Annotated in this window: 29 protein-coding genes; 7 read left to right on the plus strand and 22 right to left on the minus strand. The window is 60.1% G+C overall.

Annotation, left to right across the window (positions count from 1 at the left end; translation table 11 throughout):
- Nucleotides 1–7: 7 nt before the first annotated feature.
- The 4 genes from nifV to nifH all read right to left on the minus strand — a co-directional run bounded on the left by nifV (nt 8) and on the right by nifH (nt 3563).
- Nucleotides 8–1204, minus strand: a complete 1197-nt coding sequence (gene nifV, locus QMG80_RS00865; protein WP_085771096.1) for a homocitrate synthase — start codon at nt 1202–1204, stop codon at nt 8–10.
- A 122-nt stretch (nt 1205–1326) separates the two neighbouring features.
- Nucleotides 1327–1647, minus strand: coding sequence for a HesB/IscA family protein (locus QMG80_RS00870; RefSeq protein ID WP_085771097.1), 321 nt, complete (start codon nt 1645–1647; stop codon nt 1327–1329).
- Nucleotides 1648–1800: 153 nt separating this feature from the next.
- The gene (locus QMG80_RS00875) at nt 1801–2502 is read right to left on the minus strand and encodes a nitrogen fixation protein NifQ (RefSeq protein ID WP_245300138.1); all 702 of its coding nucleotides are present in this window, start codon (nt 2500–2502) and stop codon (nt 1801–1803) included.
- Nucleotides 2503–2678: 176 nt separating this feature from the next.
- Complete coding sequence (gene nifH / locus QMG80_RS00880) at nt 2679–3563, minus strand: nitrogenase iron protein (protein WP_085771099.1); 885 nt, start codon at nt 3561–3563, stop codon at nt 2679–2681.
- Between the two features lie 439 nt (nt 3564–4002).
- Here nifH and QMG80_RS00885 point away from each other — a divergent pair, with 439 nt between their 5' ends.
- Complete coding sequence (locus QMG80_RS00885) at nt 4003–4401, plus strand: ankyrin repeat domain-containing protein (protein ID WP_158658660.1); 399 nt, start codon at nt 4003–4005, stop codon at nt 4399–4401.
- A gap of 330 nt (nt 4402–4731) precedes the next feature.
- On the opposite strand, the gene QMG80_RS00890 is transcribed toward QMG80_RS00885, so the two are convergent.
- Nucleotides 4732–5082, minus strand: a complete 351-nt coding sequence (locus tag QMG80_RS00890) for a (2Fe-2S) ferredoxin domain-containing protein (RefSeq protein WP_085771101.1) — start codon at nt 5080–5082, stop codon at nt 4732–4734.
- Nucleotides 5083–5450: 368 nt separating this feature from the next.
- Between QMG80_RS00890 and QMG80_RS00895 the strand changes: the two genes are divergently transcribed.
- Both QMG80_RS00895 and QMG80_RS00900 read left to right on the plus strand, forming a co-directional pair.
- The gene (locus tag QMG80_RS00895; RefSeq protein ID WP_245300139.1) at nt 5451–5837 is read left to right on the plus strand and encodes an iron-sulfur cluster assembly protein; all 387 of its coding nucleotides are present in this window, start codon (nt 5451–5453) and stop codon (nt 5835–5837) included.
- A gap of 127 nt (nt 5838–5964) precedes the next feature.
- Nucleotides 5965–6720 carry a dienelactone hydrolase family protein gene (locus QMG80_RS00900; RefSeq protein ID WP_085771102.1) on the plus strand — a complete coding sequence of 252 codons (756 nt, stop codon included), beginning with the start codon at nt 5965–5967 and terminating at the stop codon, nt 6718–6720.
- 195 nt (nt 6721–6915) lie between these two features.
- Here the strand turns inward: QMG80_RS00900 and QMG80_RS00905 are convergent, their stop codons facing one another.
- Together QMG80_RS00905 and QMG80_RS00910 are read right to left on the minus strand one after the other, a co-directional pair.
- Entirely contained in the window at nt 6916–7668 is a 753-nt protein-coding gene (locus tag QMG80_RS00905; protein WP_085771103.1) for a hypothetical protein, read from the minus strand.
- 58 nt (nt 7669–7726) lie between these two features.
- The gene (locus tag QMG80_RS00910) at nt 7727–8149 is read right to left on the minus strand and encodes a Rieske (2Fe-2S) protein (RefSeq protein ID WP_085771104.1); all 423 of its coding nucleotides are present in this window, start codon (nt 8147–8149) and stop codon (nt 7727–7729) included.
- A gap of 146 nt (nt 8150–8295) precedes the next feature.
- On the opposite strand from QMG80_RS00910, the gene QMG80_RS00915 reads away from it, so the two are divergent.
- On the plus strand, nt 8296–8619 hold the full coding sequence (locus QMG80_RS00915) for a hypothetical protein (protein WP_085771105.1): 324 nt from the start codon (nt 8296–8298) through the stop codon (nt 8617–8619).
- A 212-nt stretch (nt 8620–8831) separates the two neighbouring features.
- On the opposite strand, the gene QMG80_RS00920 is transcribed toward QMG80_RS00915, so the two are convergent.
- Nucleotides 8832–9317, minus strand: a complete 486-nt coding sequence (locus tag QMG80_RS00920; RefSeq protein ID WP_085771106.1) for a hypothetical protein — start codon at nt 9315–9317, stop codon at nt 8832–8834.
- A 172-nt stretch (nt 9318–9489) separates the two neighbouring features.
- On the opposite strand from QMG80_RS00920, the gene QMG80_RS00925 reads away from it, so the two are divergent.
- Nucleotides 9490–9732 carry a hypothetical protein gene (locus QMG80_RS00925; RefSeq protein ID WP_085771107.1) on the plus strand — a complete coding sequence of 81 codons (243 nt, stop codon included), beginning with the start codon at nt 9490–9492 and terminating at the stop codon, nt 9730–9732.
- Between the two features lie 35 nt (nt 9733–9767).
- Entirely contained in the window at nt 9768–10040 is a 273-nt protein-coding gene (locus QMG80_RS00930) for a hypothetical protein (RefSeq protein WP_085771109.1), read from the plus strand.
- A gap of 54 nt (nt 10041–10094) precedes the next feature.
- On the opposite strand, the gene QMG80_RS00935 is transcribed toward QMG80_RS00930, so the two are convergent.
- Both QMG80_RS00935 and QMG80_RS00940 read right to left on the minus strand, forming a co-directional pair.
- Nucleotides 10095–10262 carry a hypothetical protein gene (locus tag QMG80_RS00935; protein WP_199769045.1) on the minus strand — a complete coding sequence of 56 codons (168 nt, stop codon included), beginning with the start codon at nt 10260–10262 and terminating at the stop codon, nt 10095–10097.
- A gap of 133 nt (nt 10263–10395) precedes the next feature.
- Complete coding sequence (locus QMG80_RS00940) at nt 10396–10839, minus strand: Rieske (2Fe-2S) protein (RefSeq protein ID WP_085771110.1); 444 nt, start codon at nt 10837–10839, stop codon at nt 10396–10398.
- Nucleotides 10840–11059: 220 nt separating this feature from the next.
- Between QMG80_RS00940 and QMG80_RS00945 the strand changes: the two genes are divergently transcribed.
- Entirely contained in the window at nt 11060–11344 is a 285-nt protein-coding gene (locus QMG80_RS00945) for an aldehyde dehydrogenase (protein ID WP_085771111.1), read from the plus strand.
- Between the two features lie 55 nt (nt 11345–11399).
- Here the strand turns inward: QMG80_RS00945 and QMG80_RS00950 are convergent, their stop codons facing one another.
- The 12 genes from QMG80_RS00950 to QMG80_RS01005 form a co-directional block, all read right to left on the minus strand.
- A complete protein-coding gene (locus tag QMG80_RS00950) occupies nt 11400–11630 on the minus strand; it encodes a hypothetical protein (RefSeq protein WP_085771112.1) in 231 nt (76 codons plus the stop codon).
- 14 nt (nt 11631–11644) lie between these two features.
- Entirely contained in the window at nt 11645–11953 is a 309-nt protein-coding gene (locus QMG80_RS00955; protein WP_085771113.1) for a 2Fe-2S iron-sulfur cluster-binding protein, read from the minus strand.
- A gap of 41 nt (nt 11954–11994) precedes the next feature.
- Entirely contained in the window at nt 11995–13182 is a 1188-nt protein-coding gene (locus tag QMG80_RS00960) for a DegT/DnrJ/EryC1/StrS family aminotransferase (protein ID WP_245300141.1), read from the minus strand.
- A gap of 8 nt (nt 13183–13190) precedes the next feature.
- The gene (locus QMG80_RS00965; RefSeq protein ID WP_085771115.1) at nt 13191–13454 is read right to left on the minus strand and encodes a DUF6129 family protein; all 264 of its coding nucleotides are present in this window, start codon (nt 13452–13454) and stop codon (nt 13191–13193) included.
- A gap of 24 nt (nt 13455–13478) precedes the next feature.
- The gene (locus tag QMG80_RS00970) at nt 13479–13847 is read right to left on the minus strand and encodes a DUF3024 domain-containing protein (RefSeq protein ID WP_085771116.1); all 369 of its coding nucleotides are present in this window, start codon (nt 13845–13847) and stop codon (nt 13479–13481) included.
- A complete protein-coding gene (locus QMG80_RS00975) occupies nt 13844–14092 on the minus strand; it encodes a nitrogen fixation protein NifZ (RefSeq protein ID WP_085771117.1) in 249 nt (82 codons plus the stop codon). The genes QMG80_RS00970 and QMG80_RS00975 overlap by 4 nt, the downstream gene beginning before the upstream one ends.
- On the minus strand, nt 14089–14409 hold the full coding sequence (locus tag QMG80_RS00980) for a nitrogen fixation protein NifZ (protein WP_085771118.1): 321 nt from the start codon (nt 14407–14409) through the stop codon (nt 14089–14091). Before QMG80_RS00980 ends, QMG80_RS00975 begins: the two co-directional genes overlap by 4 nt.
- A 30-nt stretch (nt 14410–14439) precedes the next feature.
- Nucleotides 14440–15951: a nitrogenase cofactor biosynthesis protein NifB gene (gene nifB / locus QMG80_RS00985; RefSeq protein ID WP_085773594.1), complete on the minus strand. Its 1512-nt coding sequence runs from the start codon at nt 15949–15951 to the stop codon at nt 14440–14442.
- 502 nt (nt 15952–16453) lie between these two features.
- On the minus strand, nt 16454–17320 hold the full coding sequence (locus QMG80_RS00990) for an SIR2 family NAD-dependent protein deacylase (protein ID WP_085771120.1): 867 nt from the start codon (nt 17318–17320) through the stop codon (nt 16454–16456).
- Nucleotides 17321–17325: 5 nt separating this feature from the next.
- Nucleotides 17326–17541: a putative nitrogen fixation protein NifT gene (gene nifT, locus QMG80_RS00995; RefSeq protein ID WP_085771121.1), complete on the minus strand. Its 216-nt coding sequence runs from the start codon at nt 17539–17541 to the stop codon at nt 17326–17328.
- A gap of 36 nt (nt 17542–17577) precedes the next feature.
- Complete coding sequence (gene nifS, locus QMG80_RS01000) at nt 17578–18765, minus strand: cysteine desulfurase NifS (protein WP_085771122.1); 1188 nt, start codon at nt 18763–18765, stop codon at nt 17578–17580.
- A 12-nt stretch (nt 18766–18777) separates the two neighbouring features.
- Nucleotides 18778–19077, minus strand: a complete 300-nt coding sequence (locus QMG80_RS01005) for a NifU family protein (RefSeq protein ID WP_085771123.1) — start codon at nt 19075–19077, stop codon at nt 18778–18780.
- Nucleotides 19078–19114 lie beyond the last annotated feature (37 nt).

Below are 19114 nucleotides of genomic sequence, written 5' to 3' on the forward strand. Positions count from 1 at the left end.
GCCCGCTTCATAGCGTTCTCGCTTCCGACTGGCTGCGCACGTCGCGCCAGATGTCTTTCAGGGCCTCTTTGCTGACAGGCCCTTTATGGTTGAGCGCGCATGCGCGCACGCGCGCAAGGATCCTGCTGATCTCCTCAGTGTCCACAGGAAGACGCATATCCTCCAGCATCGCCGCGACGGCAGCCGAACCCGAGTGCTTTCCGATGACGATGCTGTGGGCTCTGCCCAAGGCGCAAGGATCGAGAGACTGATAGGTGAGCTTGTCCTTGAGCAGGCCGGCGACATGAATACCGGACTCATGCGTGAAGGCATGGTCGCCGACGATTGATTTATCGACCGGAATGGGTCGGCGCGCCGCCTCGGCGACGAGCTTGGCGATAGCCTGAAGCTCGGTCAGCCGCACGCCCGTATCGTATCGATAGAGCTGTGTTGCGGCCACGGCGACTTCTTCGAGCGGGGCATTGCCGGCGCGCTCGCCGAGCCCGATGACGGTTACGGAAGCGTGGGACGCGCCGCCCCTGACGCCGGCGAGGGTGTTGGCTGTGGCCAAGCCGAGATCATCATGACAATGGATCTCGATCTCCATGTCCGTTTCTCGGCGCAATTGCGAGATCAGCGCGAAGGAGGAGAAAGGATCGAGAACGCTGAGCGTGTCGGCGACACGGAAGCGACGCGCGCCCGCCGCGCGGGCGACGGCCATGAGTTCGATAAGGAACTCCGGCTCCGCCCGCGAGGAATCCTCGCCGCCGACGGCGACTTCCAAGCCTCGGCCACGCGCATATTCCACCACCCGCGCGGTCAGCTCCTTGGCTTGCGCGCGGTCGCCTCGCAGCTTCACCGCGATCTGTCGATCCGAGGCGGGCACGGAGAGATTGACCATCGAGACGCCGGCGGCGAGCGCCGCATCGACGTCCTCTTTTCGCATCCGGCACCAAGCGATGGCGCGAAGCGGCAATTCTGCCTCGACGATCGAACGAATGCTGGCGATCTCGTCCGCCCCCATCGCCGGCGTTCCGGCCTCGAGCTCGCGAACACCGGCCCGGGCGAGCGCGCTGGCGATCTCCACCTTCTCCGCGCGGGTGAAGGCCACGCCCGGCGCCTGCTCGCCGTCGCGCAGCGTCGTGTCATTCAACACAAGCTTTCGGACGGAAGCCGGTTCGCCGGGAGGATCGTCGACTGTCGAGCAGCGTGAGGAACGGGGCATGGTTACATCAGGCGCTGACTGGGCCTGCCTTATTGCGGTTGAGGTCGCAGCTCTTCCTTCAAAGCGCTCTCTCGGAACTGGCTGCTTCGCTCCGGGCGCCGTGGGGCTCTCGACCCGCGTCGTTAGTTGAAGGATTTCTGACAGCCGCATGTCGACGAGGCGTTCGGATTTTCGAAAGTGAATCCCTCGCCTTCCAAGCCTCGCTTGTAACCGAGCGTCATTCCCTGCAGCCACGGACTCGAGGCGGGATCAATGAGGATGCGAACACCCCCTGCTTCAACGATGATGTCGTCGGTTCGTTGTTCCCTGTCGAGATCGACGACATATTGATAGCCTGCGCAGCCGCCTTGCTTGACGAGTATCCTTAAGCCGCCCTCAAGCTGGCCTGCCTTTTCCATCGCGTCCTTGACGGCGGCGACGGCTGATTCCGAAACGAGGATCATGGTGAGAAGCCTTTAGGATGCGTTTCTTGATCGAAGAGAAGCAAGGCGCATGCCATCAGGCGCGACGCGACAAACGCCCAATCCTCGGGCGTGTCGCGTTATTTGACATTTAATGCTGGGATTTGTCAGAAACTTTACATGCGCCGCGTCGATTTAGACTCGCGACGCGGGGGAAGCCGGGTCTTCGCTGAGGCGGCTTGTTCCTTCTTCCGCGCCGAAGCAGCTGTTGTAGTCAGCACAATTCGTACAGACAGGGGTCGCACACATCACAAAGCCGTCATTCTCGCACATCAAACGATAGATAAAGCGTTTCCAGCGCATATTCTTGTCATTGCGCGCAGCGAGCGATCCGAAGTGACGGGCCATCAGCCGAGTCAGCTCACCTCGATTGCGCAAGCCGAGGTCTTCCCAGAGGTGGTTTGGCTCCAGGGCGCGCCTCGCGATCATCGCCGCGAACCACCGCCCTTTTTCGCTGCCGGGAACGACATGAGCGAGCAAAATATCTCGGATGAGCTCAACCTCCTCGGCGTCCGCCATTTCGGTCGCGACGACGTCGCTATCAGCATCGATCCCGCCACAGACCAGGAACGACGAGAATAGCGCGCTGAGGTCCGCCTCGCTCAGCCCGGTTCGTTCCGCCAGCGCCCCAGATTCGGAAGCGGCGACCGAGACGATACAGGCGAGGGCGTGAAGATCGAAAGCTTCATCCGACTCGATGCGTGCGGCTTTCGGAGGAACCCCGGTCAATTTTCGATAAGTTTCCGCGGGGCCTGAAACCGTCTGTGTGGCGCCGACGGAGAGCCCAAATTGCCGCGCTTCAGCGACTGGAGATTCCGGAACGACGCGTAGGTTCACGGCGAGACTCCTAGAACGCGTCCCCATCGCGCGGGGTCACGCGATCGAAATGGACCCGCTCCAAATCAAAAATTCAGAGCATGTCCCGAAAAATCGCTTCGCACTGCAGTTTTCCGGGAGATGCTCTCGTTGTTGTCGGTCTTCCCGTGTGGGAAGACCGACTTTTTGTTTCCGATTTACGCGATGGCGGAGAGTTCCGAGGCGGTCTTGCCGATCTGGCTCTCGTCGACGGCCTTCATGATGCCATGCTCCATGAGCATGTCTTCGAGCTCGTCCATGGTGATCGGGGTCGGGATGATGCCCTTGCCCTGGTTCGCATGCACCTTGTTCGCGAGATTGCGATAGTGACCCGCCTGCACCGAGTCCGGCGCATATTCGATCACCGTCATGCGGCGCAGCTCGGCGTGCTGAACGATATTGTCGCGCGGCACGAAGTAGATCAGCGTCGTGCCGAGCTTCTTCGCAAGAGCCTCAGCAAGCTCAAGCTCCTTGTCCGTCTGGCGCTCGTTGCAGACCAGCCCGCCCAGGCGCACGCCGCCGGAGTTGGCGTATTTCAGAATGCCCTTGGAGATGTTGTTGGCCGCATACATGGCCATCATCTCGCCGGACATGACGATGTAGATTTCCTGCGCCTTGTTCTCGCGGATCGGCATCGCGAAGCCGCCGCAGACAACGTCGCCGAGCACGTCGTAGGACACATAGTCGATGTCCTCGTAAGCGCCGTTCTCCTCGAGGAAGTTGATCGAGGTGATGACGCCGCGGCCGGCGCAGCCGACGCCCGGCTCCGGACCGCCCGACTCGACGCAGCGGATGTCGAGATAGCCGACCTTCATCACTTCTTCGATCTCAAGGTCCTCGACGCTGCCCGCCGAAGCCGCGAGGCTCAGGATGGTGTCCTGCGCCTTGGCGTGAAGGATCAGGCGCGTCGAATCCGCCTTCGGATCGCAGCCGACGATCAGGATGCGGTGACCCAGCTCCGCAAGCGCCGCCAATGTGTTCTGGGACGTCGTCGACTTGCCGATGCCCCCTTTGCCGTAAAACGCGATCTGCCGTAGTGACATATTCGTCTCCTGTGGTGTCCTTCGACCGACGCCTGCCTGCGGCGCGGCCGTTCCTGTATTTTGGGAAACTGATCGCGGGTTGCGGGAAGGAACACATCGCTCGGCGTGGCGTAGGCGTGCGCTCAGCCCTCACTCGCACGCCTTTCAAAGCAACGGCCATGCCAGACGTCGCACTCCTTTTAAGACATTGATATATCTGAGAGTTGTGAGAGAGGTCGGGTTTGTCGGGCCGGCGTCTTGCAGACTATTCCGACACTCACACACTACATACACAGACATTTGTAGTTTAGCTTGCGAACGCGCCATCGCCCTCTCAAGGGGTGGAACGACCTTTGCAGCGTCACGGGATCAGGTTTCGTCCATGACCGGGCCAGCGCGCGTCGCCCTCGATCCGCGGGACCGGGCAGCAACGGCGAAATTATATCGGAGACGTGAGGTCATGACGCCTCTCCTGGAAGCGAGCGCCAAAGGTCGCGTGGCGGAGCTGCGCGCTTTGATCGACGGGGGTGCCGATCTTGGCGTCACGACGGTGGACGGCAACAACGCCCTCTGGCTCGCCAGCGCGGCCGGAAGCCTAGAGGCGATCCAGATGCTCATCGACGCCGGCATAGAGGTCGATCATCGCAATCCCGACGGCGCAACGGCTCTCATCTACGCCGCTTCGGCGGGCAAGGCGGAGATCGTAGCCGTTCTATTGCGCCATGGAGCGGATCCGACGCTCGAGACGAGGGATGGTTTTTCCGCGCTCGACCTGGCCTCGACGGTCGAATGTCTGGCTTTGTTGCGCAAGGCTCATCGCGAGGTCCGCGCGTCTCGCTCCGCGGACGCGGCGCCTTAGAAGCTGTCACGGAATACGGCGAAGCGGTTTTCCGTTCAGACATGCTCTAAGTTTTTGATATGGCGCGAGCCGTCTTCGATCGCGTGATTCACCCGGACGCGCTCTAGGCGATTACAGAGACGAAATGCCCAGCGACCTCTCGACGATTGAGAGGCTCGCTACTGTTACGCGATCGATCTCGGGCGCGGGCGGCGCTGGAGGCGCGCGCCCAGGCCAGATCCTTCAGACCACGTTTCAGCTCCGGCGATCGCCCCCTTCGGCATTGTGTTCCGGCGCGCTTCCCGAACGGGAAGCGCGCGTGAGGCAGGAAGCCGCGAACAAGGGAGCGGATTACCTCGTCAGAATCATCACAAGACGGTCCACGCGTTTGCCGCCCTTGAGATGTGAAGAGTAGATCTCGTCAACGTCTTCCGGCGTCGTCGGTCGATACCAAATCCCCTCGGGATAGACCACCATCAAGGGGCCGGCGGAACAAAACCCCATGCAGCCGGCGGCAGTAAAGCCGATCTCGCCAGAACCGTCGGCCTCGACGAGCTTGCCGAGTCGATCCCAAAGCGGCTGCGCGCCATTGGCGCCGCAGCTGCCGCGCGGGTGCGTCGGCGGTCTCTGCGTGAAACACGCGAACACATGGCGCTTGTAAAGCTGGGGAACTTCGAATTCTTCCTCCGATGCGTCTGACATCGCGCATTCAACCTTTCGAACTGGGCCTAGGGCGTCAGAGCGAGTCTTTCGCAAAAGTGGATAGACTTTTGCGATCGCAACTTGCCCAACATTTTGGCTTCGCGCGATTTCATGTCGCCTGAACGATTCCGTTCCAGCTGTGAATCGCGCTAGGAGCGTGAGGAATTTCAGCGCCGAACAGCGGGCAGAAAATCCTCGATTTCCAATGAAGCAAATCCTGGTCCAGCGACTCCGATTGGCGCCCGATTTGCTCTGAGGCAAAGGAAGACGCAAGGCCGAGATTCGCGGCGCCTCTCTCCCGGCAGAGAGGGTCATTCGCGGTGGCGAGACGGCTCTTATCGTTCCGCCACGTTAGAGAGGAGATCACCTTGGAAGCGGAGACGACAACCGAAGCTGCTGTCACGACCGCCAGCACCCGTGAGAGCGACGCGTCGAGACCCGCGCCAGAGGCGGTGCACGCCGCGGTGGTCGCAGCGCTGCGCGAGGTCTTCGATCCCGAGATCCCCGTGAACATCTATGACCTCGGACTCGTCTACAAGATTGACATCATCAACCGATGTCATGTGGAAGTCGACATGACCTTGACGGCGCCGGGTTGTCCGGTGGCCGGAGAGATGATGAACATGACGAAGAGAGCCATTGACGGTGTTGAGTGCGTTGCGAGCTCCAAGGTAAACCTCGTGTTTGATCCACCGTGGAGTCAAGCCATGATGTCTGATGAAGCCAAATTGGACCTCGGCTTCTTCGGCGATTGATCGCGCTCCCGCGAGCGACGACCGCGAGCTTTTGTCATAGGCACGAAATTCGCAGACTCGTGTCAGGCGCGGTGGACACACAGACGCTTCTCTGGCGTGCCGCCGTATCATGACAAGAGGTTGCATCATGATCGAACTCACCTCAGGGGATGGACACAGTTTCTCGGCCTATCGCGCCGATCCTTCGGAGGCTCCCAAAGGAGCCGTCGTCGTGCTGCAGGATTTTTCTGGAGTGGGCGCGCACATCCAAAAGGAAGTCGACGCCTTCGCCGCGCGGGGTTATGTCGCTATCGCGCCCCTGCTCTTCCAGAGAGAACACAAGCAAGAATCCGTCAGCGAGAAGGAAGGCGTCGACATCGCCAAGGCCGTGACCGTCGACTCGGCGCTGCTCGATGTCCAAGCCGCCATCGACTCGGTCAAGAGCGCCGGCAAGGTAGCTGTCGTCGGCTATAGCTGGGGCGGTTATCTCGCCTATCAATCCGCGAACCACCTCAAGGATATCGCCTGCACCATCGCCTATTATGCTGCGGGTCTCACCGAGGGACGCACGGACAAGCGCAGAGTTCCGACACTCCTTCATTTTCCCGAGGACGATCCCAGCACGCCTCTCGACGGAATTGTCGCCTTTCGGGCATTGCGCCCGGATGTCAGCGCGTTCTCTTACCCGAAGGCCAAAAACGGCTTCAATTTCGAGACGGCCGAGACCTTTGACGCGACGGCGGCGGAACAGGCGAAAGAGCGCACGCTCTTCTGGATCTCCCAATTTGTCGAAGGCCAGCCTCCGGTCACTTTGAAAAACTCCGGCGCCTATGCGCAGGCGAAGACCGAAAAGAAGAAGAAAAAGGCGTCCGGCGACGACGACATGGGTCCGCCGATGGACTGAGCGCTCCCACGGCGCCGTCTACGCGAAGCCTGCCTTTGGTTGAATGACGCACGGAAGCAACCGCTTTCGCGCTTCCGTGCGATCCCTCATTTTGCAGACATCATGACAAAAGAGCCGGCGGGATGCTCACTTCCCCCGGCTCTCTTTTTTACTCTTACCGATCGCTCAAGCGAGTTTCGAGGCTGCGGCTTGCGCTCAGCCGCGTCGACCGAGCGAGCGCAGATAGCCCTGCATATCGTCGGCGAGCTCCATGTCCACCGCGGGAGCGGTCTTCAAGAGCAGATTGGCGATGAAAGACTCGTCATTGCGGGGATCCTCGAGCGCTTCGCGCAACACCGGAACATTGTCCTCAATGTGATGCAGAAAGGCGATGCCCTTCTCGGCTGTCTCGCTCCAGCGCTCCCGGTGCCATTTCGCCAAAGGATACATGATCTCGTGAACGAAATTGGACTTGCGCGCCTTTTCGAAGAATCGAAGCCCGGCGTTCCAGTTTTCCTTCGCGCGCAGCGGCGGCGGCGGAATGTCCTGCGTCAGCATTTTTTTCGCGGCCTGCCCAACGAAATCCTCGAGGCTGACCGGCGCGTCGATGTTGGCGCGGAAATACCAAAGCGCGTTGGCGCCGGGAAATTCCTTGCCATAGCTCTCGACGAGCGCCGTCTCCACCTTGTCGACCGCCGATTTGTCGGCCTTTAGCGCGGCTGTCATGCAGAAGGCGAAAACGGCGTCGTTGCCGACATCTTTGACCGTATCACTGCGAAGTCGGTCCTCGTCGAGCTTCGGCGTCACGCCATCGGCCGGTGGAACCGCCTCGCCGGCGCGTAGCGCCGTGATGTAGGAAGTGATCTCCAACCAACCCGTGAAATGGGCGACGAACGCCTCCGGATCGACATGAACGATTGCAAGATTGATCGGCTTCTTGCGCGCTTGCAATTCCGCCATGTCCGTCATGCGCTATACTCCTTAAGATCGTGAGGCGCGTTGCGCCCAAGCTCATGCTGATGACGGATTAATCGGAGGTGATCATGACTTCGGGCGCTTCGTCCGGATCGGAACCGTCATCCTCGGCGAGCTCCACTCCGGTCACGCAGACGTCGCCGTCATCGACGATGATCGTGATCGGCGTGAGCGATTTGCCTTGACAGGGGCCGATGAAGCACTTGCCGGTATCCAAGTCGAACTGCGCGCCATGGTGCCCGCAAGTGAGGAAATTTCCTTCCTCATCGAGAAAGGCGCCTGGGTTGTTGGTGTCGAGCTGCTCGCCTTTGTGCGGGCAGGCGTTCTCGAAGCCATAGAAATTATTACCCTTGCGCGTGATCAAGATCGGCCAGGGCTTGGGCTCGCCGGTCGACGTGATCCGCATGAGCAGAAATCCGGTCGCCTCTCCGTCCTCGATCTCGCCGTTCTGGCAGATTGCGTAAAGTTCGCTCATGGTATCCCGTCCTACTTCTCTGGGCGCCCTACGAGGGAACCCTCGCACCCGTCTCGCCCGTGCAAGCGGCAAGCCATCTCGCTCGAGCCTTACATGGTTTTTGCTACGGGGACCCAACATTCATACGGGTTGCAAGGGGAGGAGGCATGACTGTCATAAAGCATGACTTCGGATTGGCCGAGCGCTTGAACGAGCGCCGCTTCGCGCGGCTTTTGGAGCTCGATGCTCTGCACGAAGCCAATATTCGCGCCAACCCGCTTCCCTATCTGGAAAGAGCGAGCGAGCGCATCTTCCGTCTGAGAGAGACGCTTTTCGACGCGCTGCAGGCGGCAAAAGCCCCCACGCCCGAGCCGGAAGCGGAGAGCCGCCTCATCGCTGTGGATGAGGCGGAATTTTTGCGTCTGAAGGCCTGCCTCGCCATCGTCGAGAAAGGCTTCGCGGAGCACGGAAACTTCGACGACGCTCTTTAGAGCGCCCTGATCGCGCGGAATCACGCGTTCGAAAAGGACTAGGGTCCAAGTCAATAGCTTAGAGCATGTCCCGTCGGGAAAACTGCTTCCCGCTTGTCCGGGACATGCGCGAGATCACGATGCGCTTGAGCGGAAACGCTCAAACGCAGCGTGATCGATTCCATAGATTTAGAGCGCGATCGAGAATAGATTCGATCAGGCCAGGCTCGCGCTCAGGCGGCCTTCGCGGCCGAAGCAGGCGGCTCCCATTTGTAGATGGTCTGCTTGGACTCGCTCTCCAGCGGCGCGAAGCCGTTCTCTTTGAGCGCGTCAGCCAATCCTTGCTTATCGTCGGCCGACACGCTGGCGTAGATAGCCGCTCCTCGGGACACCAGGGTCTGGAGCAACAGGCTCAGCGCCTCTGCCCTCAGCGGGGACTGCGCAACCGCGACGATGCACACATTGAGCGTTTCCTTCTTGATCAGAGCCAAGTCGAGAAGGTCTCTTTGTGCGAGAAGCACGCCCAAGATCTTTTTATCCGGCCCGACCACGACCCCAGAACGCTCATCGCTCAGACATTGCATGACGCGAGTCAGGGCGAGCTCCTGCTCGGCGGCGCTCGACAGCGGTAGTGAAATGTCCGCCGCAACATCTCGCAGCAAGCCCCAGATTTCTTCAATGTCGTAAAGCGACGCCTCTCTGTGGACGAGTTCCGACACGGTGCTTCTCCTTCATTCTCCGCAATGTCGCATTTCCTGCGACTTCGCCCTGGACTAGCAATCGTCGTTCCGTATCCCGATCCGGCGACATCCGATTTGCGGCGCAAGCTTCGGATCTCTGGCAAAAATCTTGCTGCACAAAAAGGCGAGCTCATAACAGACGGGATGACCAATGCCATCGAACGGTTACTTCATCGATTGGGATGGAAACATGCGCAGCACCGGCGATCCGGGCGGCGGCTATGAATGCGAGGTGGACACTGTCGCGCGCTATGTCGCGATCATGGGTAAGGGCGGCGCGCTCATGCATGAGGCCACCTATTACAAGACCATCGAAGACGTGAGCAAAGCGGGCATCAAAGCGACGCTGGTTCCGGGATCGCATCCCTGGGGTCGGAAGGCAGACGGTTTCTGATCCCCGCTACGGCGCAAAGGAGGGTCGTTTACACCATGCTTCCCACGACCATTCTCATCGACGAACGTCCTCGCTGCGTCGTGCGTCCCAACGACACGAAGGATCTCAACCGGTTCATACGAAACGGCAAGGGCTTCCTGCTGGCGCAGCAGCCGGAGGGACGCATCTCCCATCGGCCGGCCAGCGATGAGGAATTGTCGCGATGGCGAGAGGCCCTTGCCCTTCACAAGGCTTGGGGGGGAGAGGACGAGGGCTTCTTCGGCGTTCCTCTCGTAGACGGGGCGTCCGCGCCTGCGAATAATAAGTGATCCGGTGAAGCCGGTTCGAGGGCGCCTCTGAGTGGCAGAGGCGCCCAACCGCCATTATTCGTCCATGCTCGGCGTCAGGATGACCTCCGGGGGCGCGCCAAGCCCCTGCCCGTCCATAAACTCTATCGCGCTTACGCGGGAAAGGCCGCCGTCGCTGTCCATCAACACGACAGCCTCCGGAGGCAACTCTGCGAGTTTCTTTACCAATTCCTCGACTGTCATGGTTTCGATTTCCTCACGAGCGGGAGATCTGTCGGCTAGATCACGCTGTGTTTAGGCGGCATCGCCTGAACACAGAAAACGACCGCAAAATTGTTTTGCGCTTTTCGCGACATGCGATTGGACCCCAGTGGCCTCACGGGTGAATCATGATTTCCATGGTGTCTTCGAATTCGTTATCGTCGGAGAAACGCGGTTCCTCTTCGCTGAGCTCGACGCCGCAGAGACACACTTCGTCGTCCATCACGACGATCGGTATCTGCTCCAGCGATTTGTCCTTGCATGAGCCTTTCACGCAGGCGCCGGATTCAACGTCGAATTCCGCCTTGTGTCTGCCGCAGCGCAAACGCGCGCCGTCACCGCTGAAGAAACCTCCCTCGCCGATGTTGAGCCAGGCGCCTTGATGCGGACAGATGTTCACATAGCCGAAAAACTGATCGGCTTTCGTGCGGACAACGAAAATCGAATAGGGCCGCGCCTCCCCCGTTTCCGTGACTTTCAGGAGGCTGAAGGCCTTTGCGGCGCCGGGTTCAATCTGCTGCGTCGAGCAGATCACATAGACATTGACGTCATCGTTCATCTTCTGGAGCCTCCCAAAGCCCTGCGCCCCGCGGCTCCAAGAGTCCGCTCGCGATACGAGGCTAAGTTTTAGTCGCAGATGCCACAGAGCTAGGCACAGGGAGTGTCGGCCCTTTGCGTCTCGACGTATATCGATGCATGATTCTTGCCGAATCCGTGCGGGCGTTCCCCGCTCGAAAGTTGCATGTCCCGAGCTGGGCGCCCTCTTAAAGGATCAATCGATGAGCAGCATGACGATCGTGGAAGAAGCCAACAGGGACGCCCTTACTCGGCTTGCGGGCTTCTATCTGTTTCTGGACACGCGCCTTTGGATGGAAGAGGGAAACATTCATCGGGAGGATGGACCCGCGATTGTATTCCCCGATGGGGCCCTTCGCTGGTTCGTACGCGGTCGGGAAGTCACGCGCGAAGTGAACACATTCTTTTACGAGAATAAATGGCCAATCAAGACGGGACTCGACTCAACTGAAAAGCTCGCGCTGTTTCAAGCGCGGTTCATAAATTAAGCGCGTAGCCCGCCGGGGCGAGCTACGCGTTTAGGGAACGTGTCTCCGGCGTGAATTAGGCTGCAGCGGCGCCGCTGACTTTGGCGACCAACGCGTCGATTTCAGCCTGCGCGAGGCGGAAGTGGCCGCGGCCGCCAGCCAATGCGCGATAAACGTCGGGCCCTACGGCCTCGCTTAACGCATTGAACCATTCTTGTGGGGTCAATGGCGCAGGTCTTTGGCTGATTTCCGCAACGCTGCCATCATTTGCGAAGCGGACGTGAATCGCCACCAAATTGTCTGTCATTTGATCCTCCGACGTCACAGGCCCGAAGAGAAGCCCAGAAGCTCTAGCTTGATGTTTTCCGTTCCCAGCACCTTCGTCTGACAAGCCAACCGGGATTTGGAGCCGACCCCGACAATCGTGTCGAGTTTCTCGTTCTCTTCGCGGCCGATCTTGCTCACGCCCTTGCGCCCTTCCTGCACGAAGATGTGACAAGAACCGCATTGAGCCTTACCTTCACATTTGTGATTGATCCCCTCTCCGGCGGAGAGGATGATCTCGAGCAAGGTCGCGCCTTCGGCGGCTTCGACCGACTTGCCCGAGGGCATGATTGTTACCGTGGCCATTTGTTAACTCCTTTTTGCTGAGCCGATTTTCCGGAGGGTTTTCAATAGATCGCGGCGCCCGCGCCGATGTTCACGGACGCGTCCTTCATCGTCGCGACGATGAACTCGATCTGGCCTTCCGTGAGATGCGTGTGGAAGGGCAACACGACGGCTCTGTCCGACACCTTTTCCGTGACGAGCAGAGCGCCGCGACGATAGCCGAAGTCGACATAGCGGCGCTGCGTGTGTAGCGGAACGCTATAGGCCGCAGCCTCGATCTTTTCGACCCGAAGATCATCAACAATCGAATCTCTGGAGGACCTGCTGAAGCGGGTGCCGAGATGCACGGCGTACAGGAACCAGTGGACCTCCGTCACGTCAGGCGCAATGAAGGGATCCTTGATCCCTTCAAAAGACTTGATGTGCTTGAAGTAGTAGTGCTCGATGAGCTTGCGCTTCTCCAGGATTTCGTCGAGCCGGTTGAGCTGCGACAGAGCGAGCGCCGCGTTGATGTCACTCATTCCCGCTTGATAAGGCGCGCTGGAGCTGACGACGACGGAGGCGCGCTCGTCGTGCCGATGCGCGCGCAGGCGCTTCACGGCCACGGCGACATCGATGTCGTCCGTGACGACGACGCCGCCCTCCCCGCAAACGAGAGGTCCCGGTTGCGAAAAATCGAAAACCGCGGACGCGCCAAAGGTGCCGACCAGCGCGTTTTTGTATTTGGAGCCGAGCGCTTCCGTCGAATCCTCGAGGAGCAGGATGCGCTTGCTCTTCGCGATCGCTTTCAGCTCATCCCAGGGAGCGGGATGGCCATTGGTGTTGCTGGCGAGAATCGCACGCGTGCGTTCGGTGATCGCAGCCTCGACCTTTGTCGCTGCGATCGTTCCCGACCAATAGTCGATATCGACGAACACGGGATGCGCGCCGCAGAGCGCGATGGCGTGCTGCGTTTCACGAAAGGAATGCGGAGAGGCGATCACTTCATCGCCGGGGCCGATCCCATGCGCGATCAAGGCCAGCAGCAAGCCAGACGTGCCGCTCGAGGTTGCGACTGCGTATTTTCTTCCGACATAAGCGGCGAACGCCGTTTCGAACGCCTCAACGACAGGGCCGCTTGACAAGCGACTCGTGCGCATGACGCTTTCCACCGCTGCGAGATCGTCGAGCGTTACATCCGGATCCGAGAGCGGGATAAAGGTGTCGGGAGCCGCGATCAGCTCCTCGCCCTCTTCATCGAGTTCATCCACGGCGGAGCTCATGAATATTTGGGCTTATAGGCGATTGCGAATCCGGTGGCCTCGGTCGGCTCCGTGGTGACGTGCACGCAGTGATCCTGGGCGTTCAGCAGATGCACGTCATAGGCGGCGTAGCTGCGAAACGGTTCCTCGATCACATCGGACGCGTCGCATTTCGTCCATTTCAAATGCGGGAATTTCTTGCGCAGCTCCAGGAAATCCAGAGGCTCGCTGGCTGATAGAAGCGACTCGATCGTCGCCAGCTCTTCAGTGGTCACGCCCATTTTCGTTCCTCTTTCACCGGTCCATCACTGCCAAAAGCGACGCTCGGGATCTTCGTTCAGATAATCGAGCAGCTCCGCCAACCGGTCGAAGGCCCGAGCGAACTCCCACACGCCGCTCGTGTGCTCCTTGCGAAGAAGGCGCCAATTTCTTGAGCGATCATCAAAAAGGAGCAAGGCGATGTCGACGACGCCGCCGTCAGGATCGATGTTGCGTGAACAGCAGGGGCTTTGAATCCTGTAACCATTCGCTGTCCGCAAGAGAATGGGTGAGACGTAGCGGTAGCGCTTTCTATTCTCCAGCGCTCGCTCGATCCTTCTAAAGTCGAATTCGTTTGGTTGCGACGGCTGACCCGCCTGTGCCTGCGGCGCGCCGAATGCCCTGATCGTGCTCATGGACTCTCGATAGGCTCGATCTCTTCCTCCAAGCACCCAACAACGCGTCCATTCGTGAATTCCACGAGGTAGAGCGGGGTGTTCGAATCTGTGTGCGCACCTGTTTGAACGATCTCGCCTTCACCGCCGGCGGCGACGAGCAGCGCCTCCGGTTCGACGTCGGGATAACCGCCATCATTGAACAGATCGACCGCCGCTTTTACGCGGCGGCCCCATTGATATTTGGGAAGTCTCGGTTCGATCATTGGCTTTTGGCTCCGGGAAGCGGGAGTTCATCCTCGTCATCGCGGGGATTGGCGGGCTCGAGTTCTTTGCGCTTCATGCCCACGCGATTGCCACTTTCTGTGAACTCCACACCATAGATGTAGAACTGCTGCAGAAAGGTGCCGATGCTCACGACATAACCGATCTCGCCTTTCTTCGCCAGAATGTCTCCGATTTCTTTTCCGGCGTAGGTGCCGTCATTGCGAATCGTGCGTTTCGCTTTCACCTTGTCGCCGAAGGCGAAGTAGGCCGGTTCCGTCAATTCGCACACGTCGCTGTCGCGTACGATATTGCTCATGGCTACTTCTCCTTCGGCTACAGCCTTCGCTTAAGCGGCGTTGATGAGGGCGCCCTGACGGATTTCCGCGTCGCCGCGGATCTCATGGACGATCTCTCCCGCGTTCACCTTGTCGAGATAGGCCTTGAACCAGGCGATCGCCGACTTCTCGATGAACTCATGCGCGAATTGATCCACAGGCTCGATGCCCGCCTTGATCAGATCGTTCTTCGGGCAGCCGCCGATCTTCGCGACAAACACCGCATGGCAGTCGTTGATCGCGCGGATCACCGTCTCCAGGCTGTCCTCGTCGCCATAGCCGCCCTGGCAGTAGAGGTCCACGCGCCGATGCCCGACAAATTTCGCGCCGGCCGTCGACAGCTCATACACCTGGAACTCCTTGGCGTGCCCAAAGTGCTCGTTGATCAGCCCCGAGCCCTTCGTCGCAACCGCAATCAACAGCTTGATGTCGCTGCTCTCACCCGCGAGGATCTTCAGCTCTTCCTGCTTCGCCGCGACCTTCGCAACGCGCTCTTCCTCGACCTTCTCCTGATAGGCCTTGCGACCCTCCAGATCATAGTCGACCTCCATCGCCATGATCTTGTCCGTCGTGAACTCGGCGCTGCGGTCCTCGCCCAGAAGACCCACCGCGTCCGCGCGGCACTGACGGCAGTGGCGCATCATGTTCATCTCGCCTTCGCAGCTGTCCTGCAAGGCTTTCAGCTCCTGCGCCGACGGGCCGCGCTGGCCCGTCAGACCAAACACCGTCCCATGCTCCGCCGCCGAGATCAGCGGCATGATGTTGTGCAGGAACGCGCCCCGCGACTTCACCGCTTTGTTCACCTCGATCAGGTGGCGGTCGTTGACCCCGGGGATCATCACCGAGTTCACCTTGCACAAAATGCCGCGCTCCGTGAGCATCTCGAGGCCCTGCAGCTGACGGTCCGTCAGCAGCTTCGCCGCCTCCACGCCCGTGTAGCGCTTGTGCTTCCAAAACACCCAAGGATAGATCCGCGCGCCGATCTCCGGATCGACCATGTTGATCGTGATCGTCACGTGATCGACGTTGAAGCCCGCGATCGTGTCGACATGGTCGGGAAGCGCCAGACCGTTCGTCGACAGGCACAGCTTGATGTCGGGCGCCGTGCGCGAGATCAGCTCGAAGGTCTTGAAGGTTTTCTCCGGATTGGCCAGCGGATCGCCCGGACCCGCAATGCCCAGCACGGTCATTTGCGGGATCGTCGAAGCGACGGCGAGCACCTTCTTGGCCGCCTGCTCGGGAGAAAGCTTCTCCGACACGACGCCCGGACGCGACTCATTGGCGCAATCATATTTGCGATTGCAGTAGTTGCACTGGATATTGCAGGCCGGCGCCACCGCCACATGCATACGCGCATAATGGTGATGCGCTTCCTCGCTGTAGCAGGGATGGTTCTTCACCTTCTCCCAGATCTCGGTGGGTAGGTCCCCCGAGCCCGCGCTCGAGCCGCAGCTCGCCTTCCCGCTCCCCCCAGACGTCCCGCAGCCCTTGTGCTCCGCGATCTGCTGCATGATCCCGTCCATCGCCGGTGCGGAAGCCTCACTCTCAAGACCTTCGAGCCCTTGCGTGTCCATGTCCAATCCCCTTACCTGCGCTTTGGCTGGACTGCGTCAGAAGCCGAATGGACGCCACGCCCGTGAAGCCAAAGCATTCGCTATGATCTGCGTGTCTCGTGGCAACATGCGTGCCAGCGGCGAGATCTAGCGAGGCTCGAGGCGCTCCGAGGGCCTGTCGGCCACCCTAATGATTTGATATTTTGTGTGTTTCTACCCGCGGAAAGGGAGCCTCTGCGCATCCCGGCCACCGCTCGGGCCGCCTCGCGCGCTGGAGGTCAACATGTCGAGAACTGCCACATGTCCAGCTGCACAATGTTCAGCAAATCGACGTTGCAAGCGCTGATCTTTCTCAAATCCTGTCGTCTGACTGATGTTCGCAATGCGAATACGATATGCAATTCATTTTTATAACGCTGGACGCCAAAAGATCTTGCGAGATTTCGGCGTCCAGGCCGTCGGTCTGCGGCGTCTAGGCGCCGATAAGGATCTCGCTGGCTCTCGGCAGCGAAACGGCGAGAGGAATGATGCCTTGGACGGTCAGGAACTTCAGCTCATTCTTGGTCAGAAGTTCCGGCGTGACAATCGCGTGATGCGTCGTCGTCGAGCGCTTGGTGATCTGCCGCGCATAGGTGCGCAACATCTGGTCGTGAAAGCGGCAGCCAATGAACAGGAAGCTGCGTTCGGCGCGACGGCTTTTCACGACATCCGGGATCGGCGTCTGGATGTCGATCTCTGTGAGCACCTCGACATAGTCGGCGTCCGAGATCAGATAGTTTTTCGCCGGCGCGACCGAGCCATGGGGCTTGTAAAGCAAGGTGCGCCAGGAGTCGGCTTGCGTCTTCGGGGCTTCGACGCCCTTGGCGTCATAGAAGCGGAACCATCGGTCCTCTCCGATCCCAGCGCGGGTGATGCCCTGAACCTCGCCCCAGTCGCTTCGGGAAGAGAGCGCGTCGCGCATGGCGGAATCGTACCAGCTGTCGACAATGACCGGCAAGCCCAGCTCAGCGAGATATCGATGCAAGGGCGTCGGCTCGACCTTTGGCGTGAAAGCCTCGGTCATGAGCGTCGAGACCGTGGAGCGATGCTTCATGCTCTCAATGTGCTGGGCACACGCCCAGACATTGCCCTTCGCACGCTTCGGCAAGGCGACTTTCGTCGCGAAAAAAGCAGCGAGAGCCTCGGGAGTCGTCGGCGCCGCCGCACCGGCGAGCTCCGCCAGCTCCGGACCCAGATAGGGAATGGTCGAGCCGGTCTTGAGCTCCGACGCGATCTCCAGGAGCCGCGCTTCAGCCTGCGCGCCCTCCAGGACAAGGTGATTGGTAAACGGAGCGTTCATTACGCCTACTCCTCTTCGCCGCGCTTGCGCGCATTGACGGTGATGGGGAGGGTCGTCTCCGCAGCCATCTCCGGCAGATCGAGCACCCAACCATTGGCGATGCGGATCCACCCGCCCCAAAGGCCTTCATGCTCGCTCTCGACGATGGGCTCCTCCAAGTCCTTCTTGGGAACGTAGATGGAGAGCCCCGTCTCGGGAGAACGGCGGATCATAATCTTCATATCTTTGTCTCCTTGGCCGCGAACTTTGAGCTGCGCTCACTGCGAGAGCGTCGGTTGCGGCGCCTGCGCCGCCGCCTGAGCGATACCACGCAATTTGGCGACGATGCCGGGTAGAATTTCCAAGACGCGATCGACATCCGCTTCGCAATTGTCGCGAGAAAGTGAAAAGCGGATCGCGCCATTCAATGCGCGGGCTGGAACATTCATCGCCCGCAAGACATGCGACGGCTCATTCGAACCCGCCGTGCATGCAGAACCCGTCGATGCGGCGACTTCTGCGCGATTGAGATGATTCAACACCGCCTCTCCTTCTATGTCGAAGAACGCAATGTTGGTCGTGTTGGGGAGCCGATTCTCTTTGTCGCCCGAGACCAGGCAATCACCGATCTCTTCCAATATCCTTCGCTCCAGGCGATCGCGCAATCCGCCGACCTTCGACGCCTCCTCGGCAAGCGAGGCGGCCATGATCTCTGCGGCCGCGCCGAAACCTATGATCCCCGGCGTGTTTTCCGTGCCGCCGCGGCGGGTTCTCTCTTGGTGGCCGCCCCGGATCAAGGGAGTGAATTTCGTGCCTTTTCGCACGTAGAGCGCCCCGATGCCCTTAGGACCGTGGATTTTGTGCGCCGACAAGGACAAGAAGTCGATCCGGGTGGATTTCAGCTCGATCGGCGTCTTGCCGGCGGCCTGGACCGCATCGGTATGGAAGAGCGCGCCGGCTTCATGGGCGAGATCGGCAAGCTCCTTCACGGGGAACAGCGTGCCTGTTTCATTGTTCGCCCACATGATCGAAACCAGGGCGGTCTTGGGCCCGAGGGCCTTCCGAAACGACTCCATGTCGAGCCGCCCGGTACCGTCGACGCCTATAATGTGGGCTTTGAGCCCGCGCGCCTGCTGCAGATGTTCGATTAGCGACAAAATCGCGGGATGCTCGACCGCGGAAACCACGATCTCATCACGCCCTTCAACCGCCGACAGCCCAGCCAGAATCGCCGCATTGTCGGCTTCCGTGCCGCCCGAGGTGAAGACAATCTCATGGTCATGCGCCGCCCCAAGCAGCGCCTGCACGCTACGCCGCGCCGCGCGCACCGCATTCGCGACCTCTGAGCCAAAGACGTGCGTCGAGGAAGCATTGCCGAATTCATCCGAAAAATACGGCAACATCTTCTCAACGACCCGTGCGTCGACGCGCGTGGTCGCATTGTTGTCGAGATAGACCCGGGTCACCTTCGGCCCCGTTCAGTGTCTGCCCGGAGTCATGGGCCTCGCCTGAGCTCCCGCGACCGGAACCAGCCGCACGAACTCGCCGAGCTTTTCTATGATGCGCGCCTGAATCCCCTCCAGAGTCGCGCTGCTCAGCTTGCAGAGCACGCAAGCGCCGCTCATCCGCACCATCACCTTGTTGCCGCAGATCTCGACGAACTCGCAGTCACCGCCGTCACGCCGCAAGTTTGGCCGGATCTCGTCGATGACCGCGCGAATCACCTGCTCCTTGTCGAGACTCTGCGCAACCGGCGCGGCTTCCGCATCCTGCAACATCTGCTAATCCTCGCTTTACTGTGAGTGCGCCTCGCGC

The organism is Methylocystis bryophila, assembly GCF_027925445.1.
In the GTDB taxonomy this organism is placed as follows: domain Bacteria; phylum Pseudomonadota; class Alphaproteobacteria; order Rhizobiales; family Beijerinckiaceae; genus Methylocystis; species Methylocystis bryophila.

Coding starts and splice junctions, on each gene's coding strand:
- QMG80_RS00980 (WP_085771118.1), bottom strand. CDS start 14,409: ATGAGCAATATCGTACGCGACAGCGACGTGTGCGAATTGACGGAACCG.
- QMG80_RS00900 (WP_085771102.1), top strand. CDS start 5,965: ATGATCGAACTCACCTCAGGGGATGGACACAGTTTCTCGGCCTATCGC.
- QMG80_RS00965 (WP_085771115.1), bottom strand. CDS start 13,454: ATGGGCGTGACCACTGAAGAGCTGGCGACGATCGAGTCGCTTCTATCA.
- QMG80_RS00910 (WP_085771104.1), bottom strand. CDS start 8,149: ATGAGCGAACTTTACGCAATCTGCCAGAACGGCGAGATCGAGGACGGA.
- QMG80_RS00970 (WP_085771116.1), bottom strand. CDS start 13,847: ATGAGCACGATCAGGGCATTCGGCGCGCCGCAGGCACAGGCGGGTCAG.
- QMG80_RS00870 (WP_085771097.1), bottom strand. CDS start 1,647: ATGATCCTCGTTTCGGAATCAGCCGTCGCCGCCGTCAAGGACGCGATG.
- QMG80_RS00925 (WP_085771107.1), top strand. CDS start 9,490: ATGCCATCGAACGGTTACTTCATCGATTGGGATGGAAACATGCGCAGC.
- nifT (WP_085771121.1), bottom strand. CDS start 17,541: ATGAAGATTATGATCCGCCGTTCTCCCGAGACGGGGCTCTCCATCTAC.
- nifV (WP_085771096.1), bottom strand. CDS start 1,204: ATGCCCCGTTCCTCACGCTGCTCGACAGTCGACGATCCTCCCGGCGAA.
- QMG80_RS00940 (WP_085771110.1), bottom strand. CDS start 10,839: ATGAACGATGACGTCAATGTCTATGTGATCTGCTCGACGCAGCAGATT.
- QMG80_RS00950 (WP_085771112.1), bottom strand. CDS start 11,630: ATGACAGACAATTTGGTGGCGATTCACGTCCGCTTCGCAAATGATGGC.
- QMG80_RS00930 (WP_085771109.1), top strand. CDS start 9,768: ATGCTTCCCACGACCATTCTCATCGACGAACGTCCTCGCTGCGTCGTG.
- QMG80_RS00955 (WP_085771113.1), bottom strand. CDS start 11,953: ATGGCCACGGTAACAATCATGCCCTCGGGCAAGTCGGTCGAAGCCGCC.
- nifH (WP_085771099.1), bottom strand. CDS start 3,563: ATGTCACTACGGCAGATCGCGTTTTACGGCAAAGGGGGCATCGGCAAG.
- QMG80_RS00915 (WP_085771105.1), top strand. CDS start 8,296: ATGACTGTCATAAAGCATGACTTCGGATTGGCCGAGCGCTTGAACGAG.
- QMG80_RS00905 (WP_085771103.1), bottom strand. CDS start 7,668: ATGACGGACATGGCGGAATTGCAAGCGCGCAAGAAGCCGATCAATCTT.
- QMG80_RS00935 (WP_199769045.1), bottom strand. CDS start 10,262: ATGACAGTCGAGGAATTGGTAAAGAAACTCGCAGAGTTGCCTCCGGAG.
- QMG80_RS00945 (WP_085771111.1), top strand. CDS start 11,060: ATGAGCAGCATGACGATCGTGGAAGAAGCCAACAGGGACGCCCTTACT.
- nifB (WP_085773594.1), bottom strand. CDS start 15,951: ATGGACGGGATCATGCAGCAGATCGCGGAGCACAAGGGCTGCGGGACG.
- QMG80_RS00990 (WP_085771120.1), bottom strand. CDS start 17,320: ATGAACGCTCCGTTTACCAATCACCTTGTCCTGGAGGGCGCGCAGGCT.
- QMG80_RS00975 (WP_085771117.1), bottom strand. CDS start 14,092: ATGATCGAACCGAGACTTCCCAAATATCAATGGGGCCGCCGCGTAAAA.
- QMG80_RS01005 (WP_085771123.1), bottom strand. CDS start 19,077: ATGTTGCAGGATGCGGAAGCCGCGCCGGTTGCGCAGAGTCTCGACAAG.
- QMG80_RS00885 (WP_158658660.1), top strand. CDS start 4,003: ATGACGCCTCTCCTGGAAGCGAGCGCCAAAGGTCGCGTGGCGGAGCTG.
- QMG80_RS00890 (WP_085771101.1), bottom strand. CDS start 5,082: ATGTCAGACGCATCGGAGGAAGAATTCGAAGTTCCCCAGCTTTACAAG.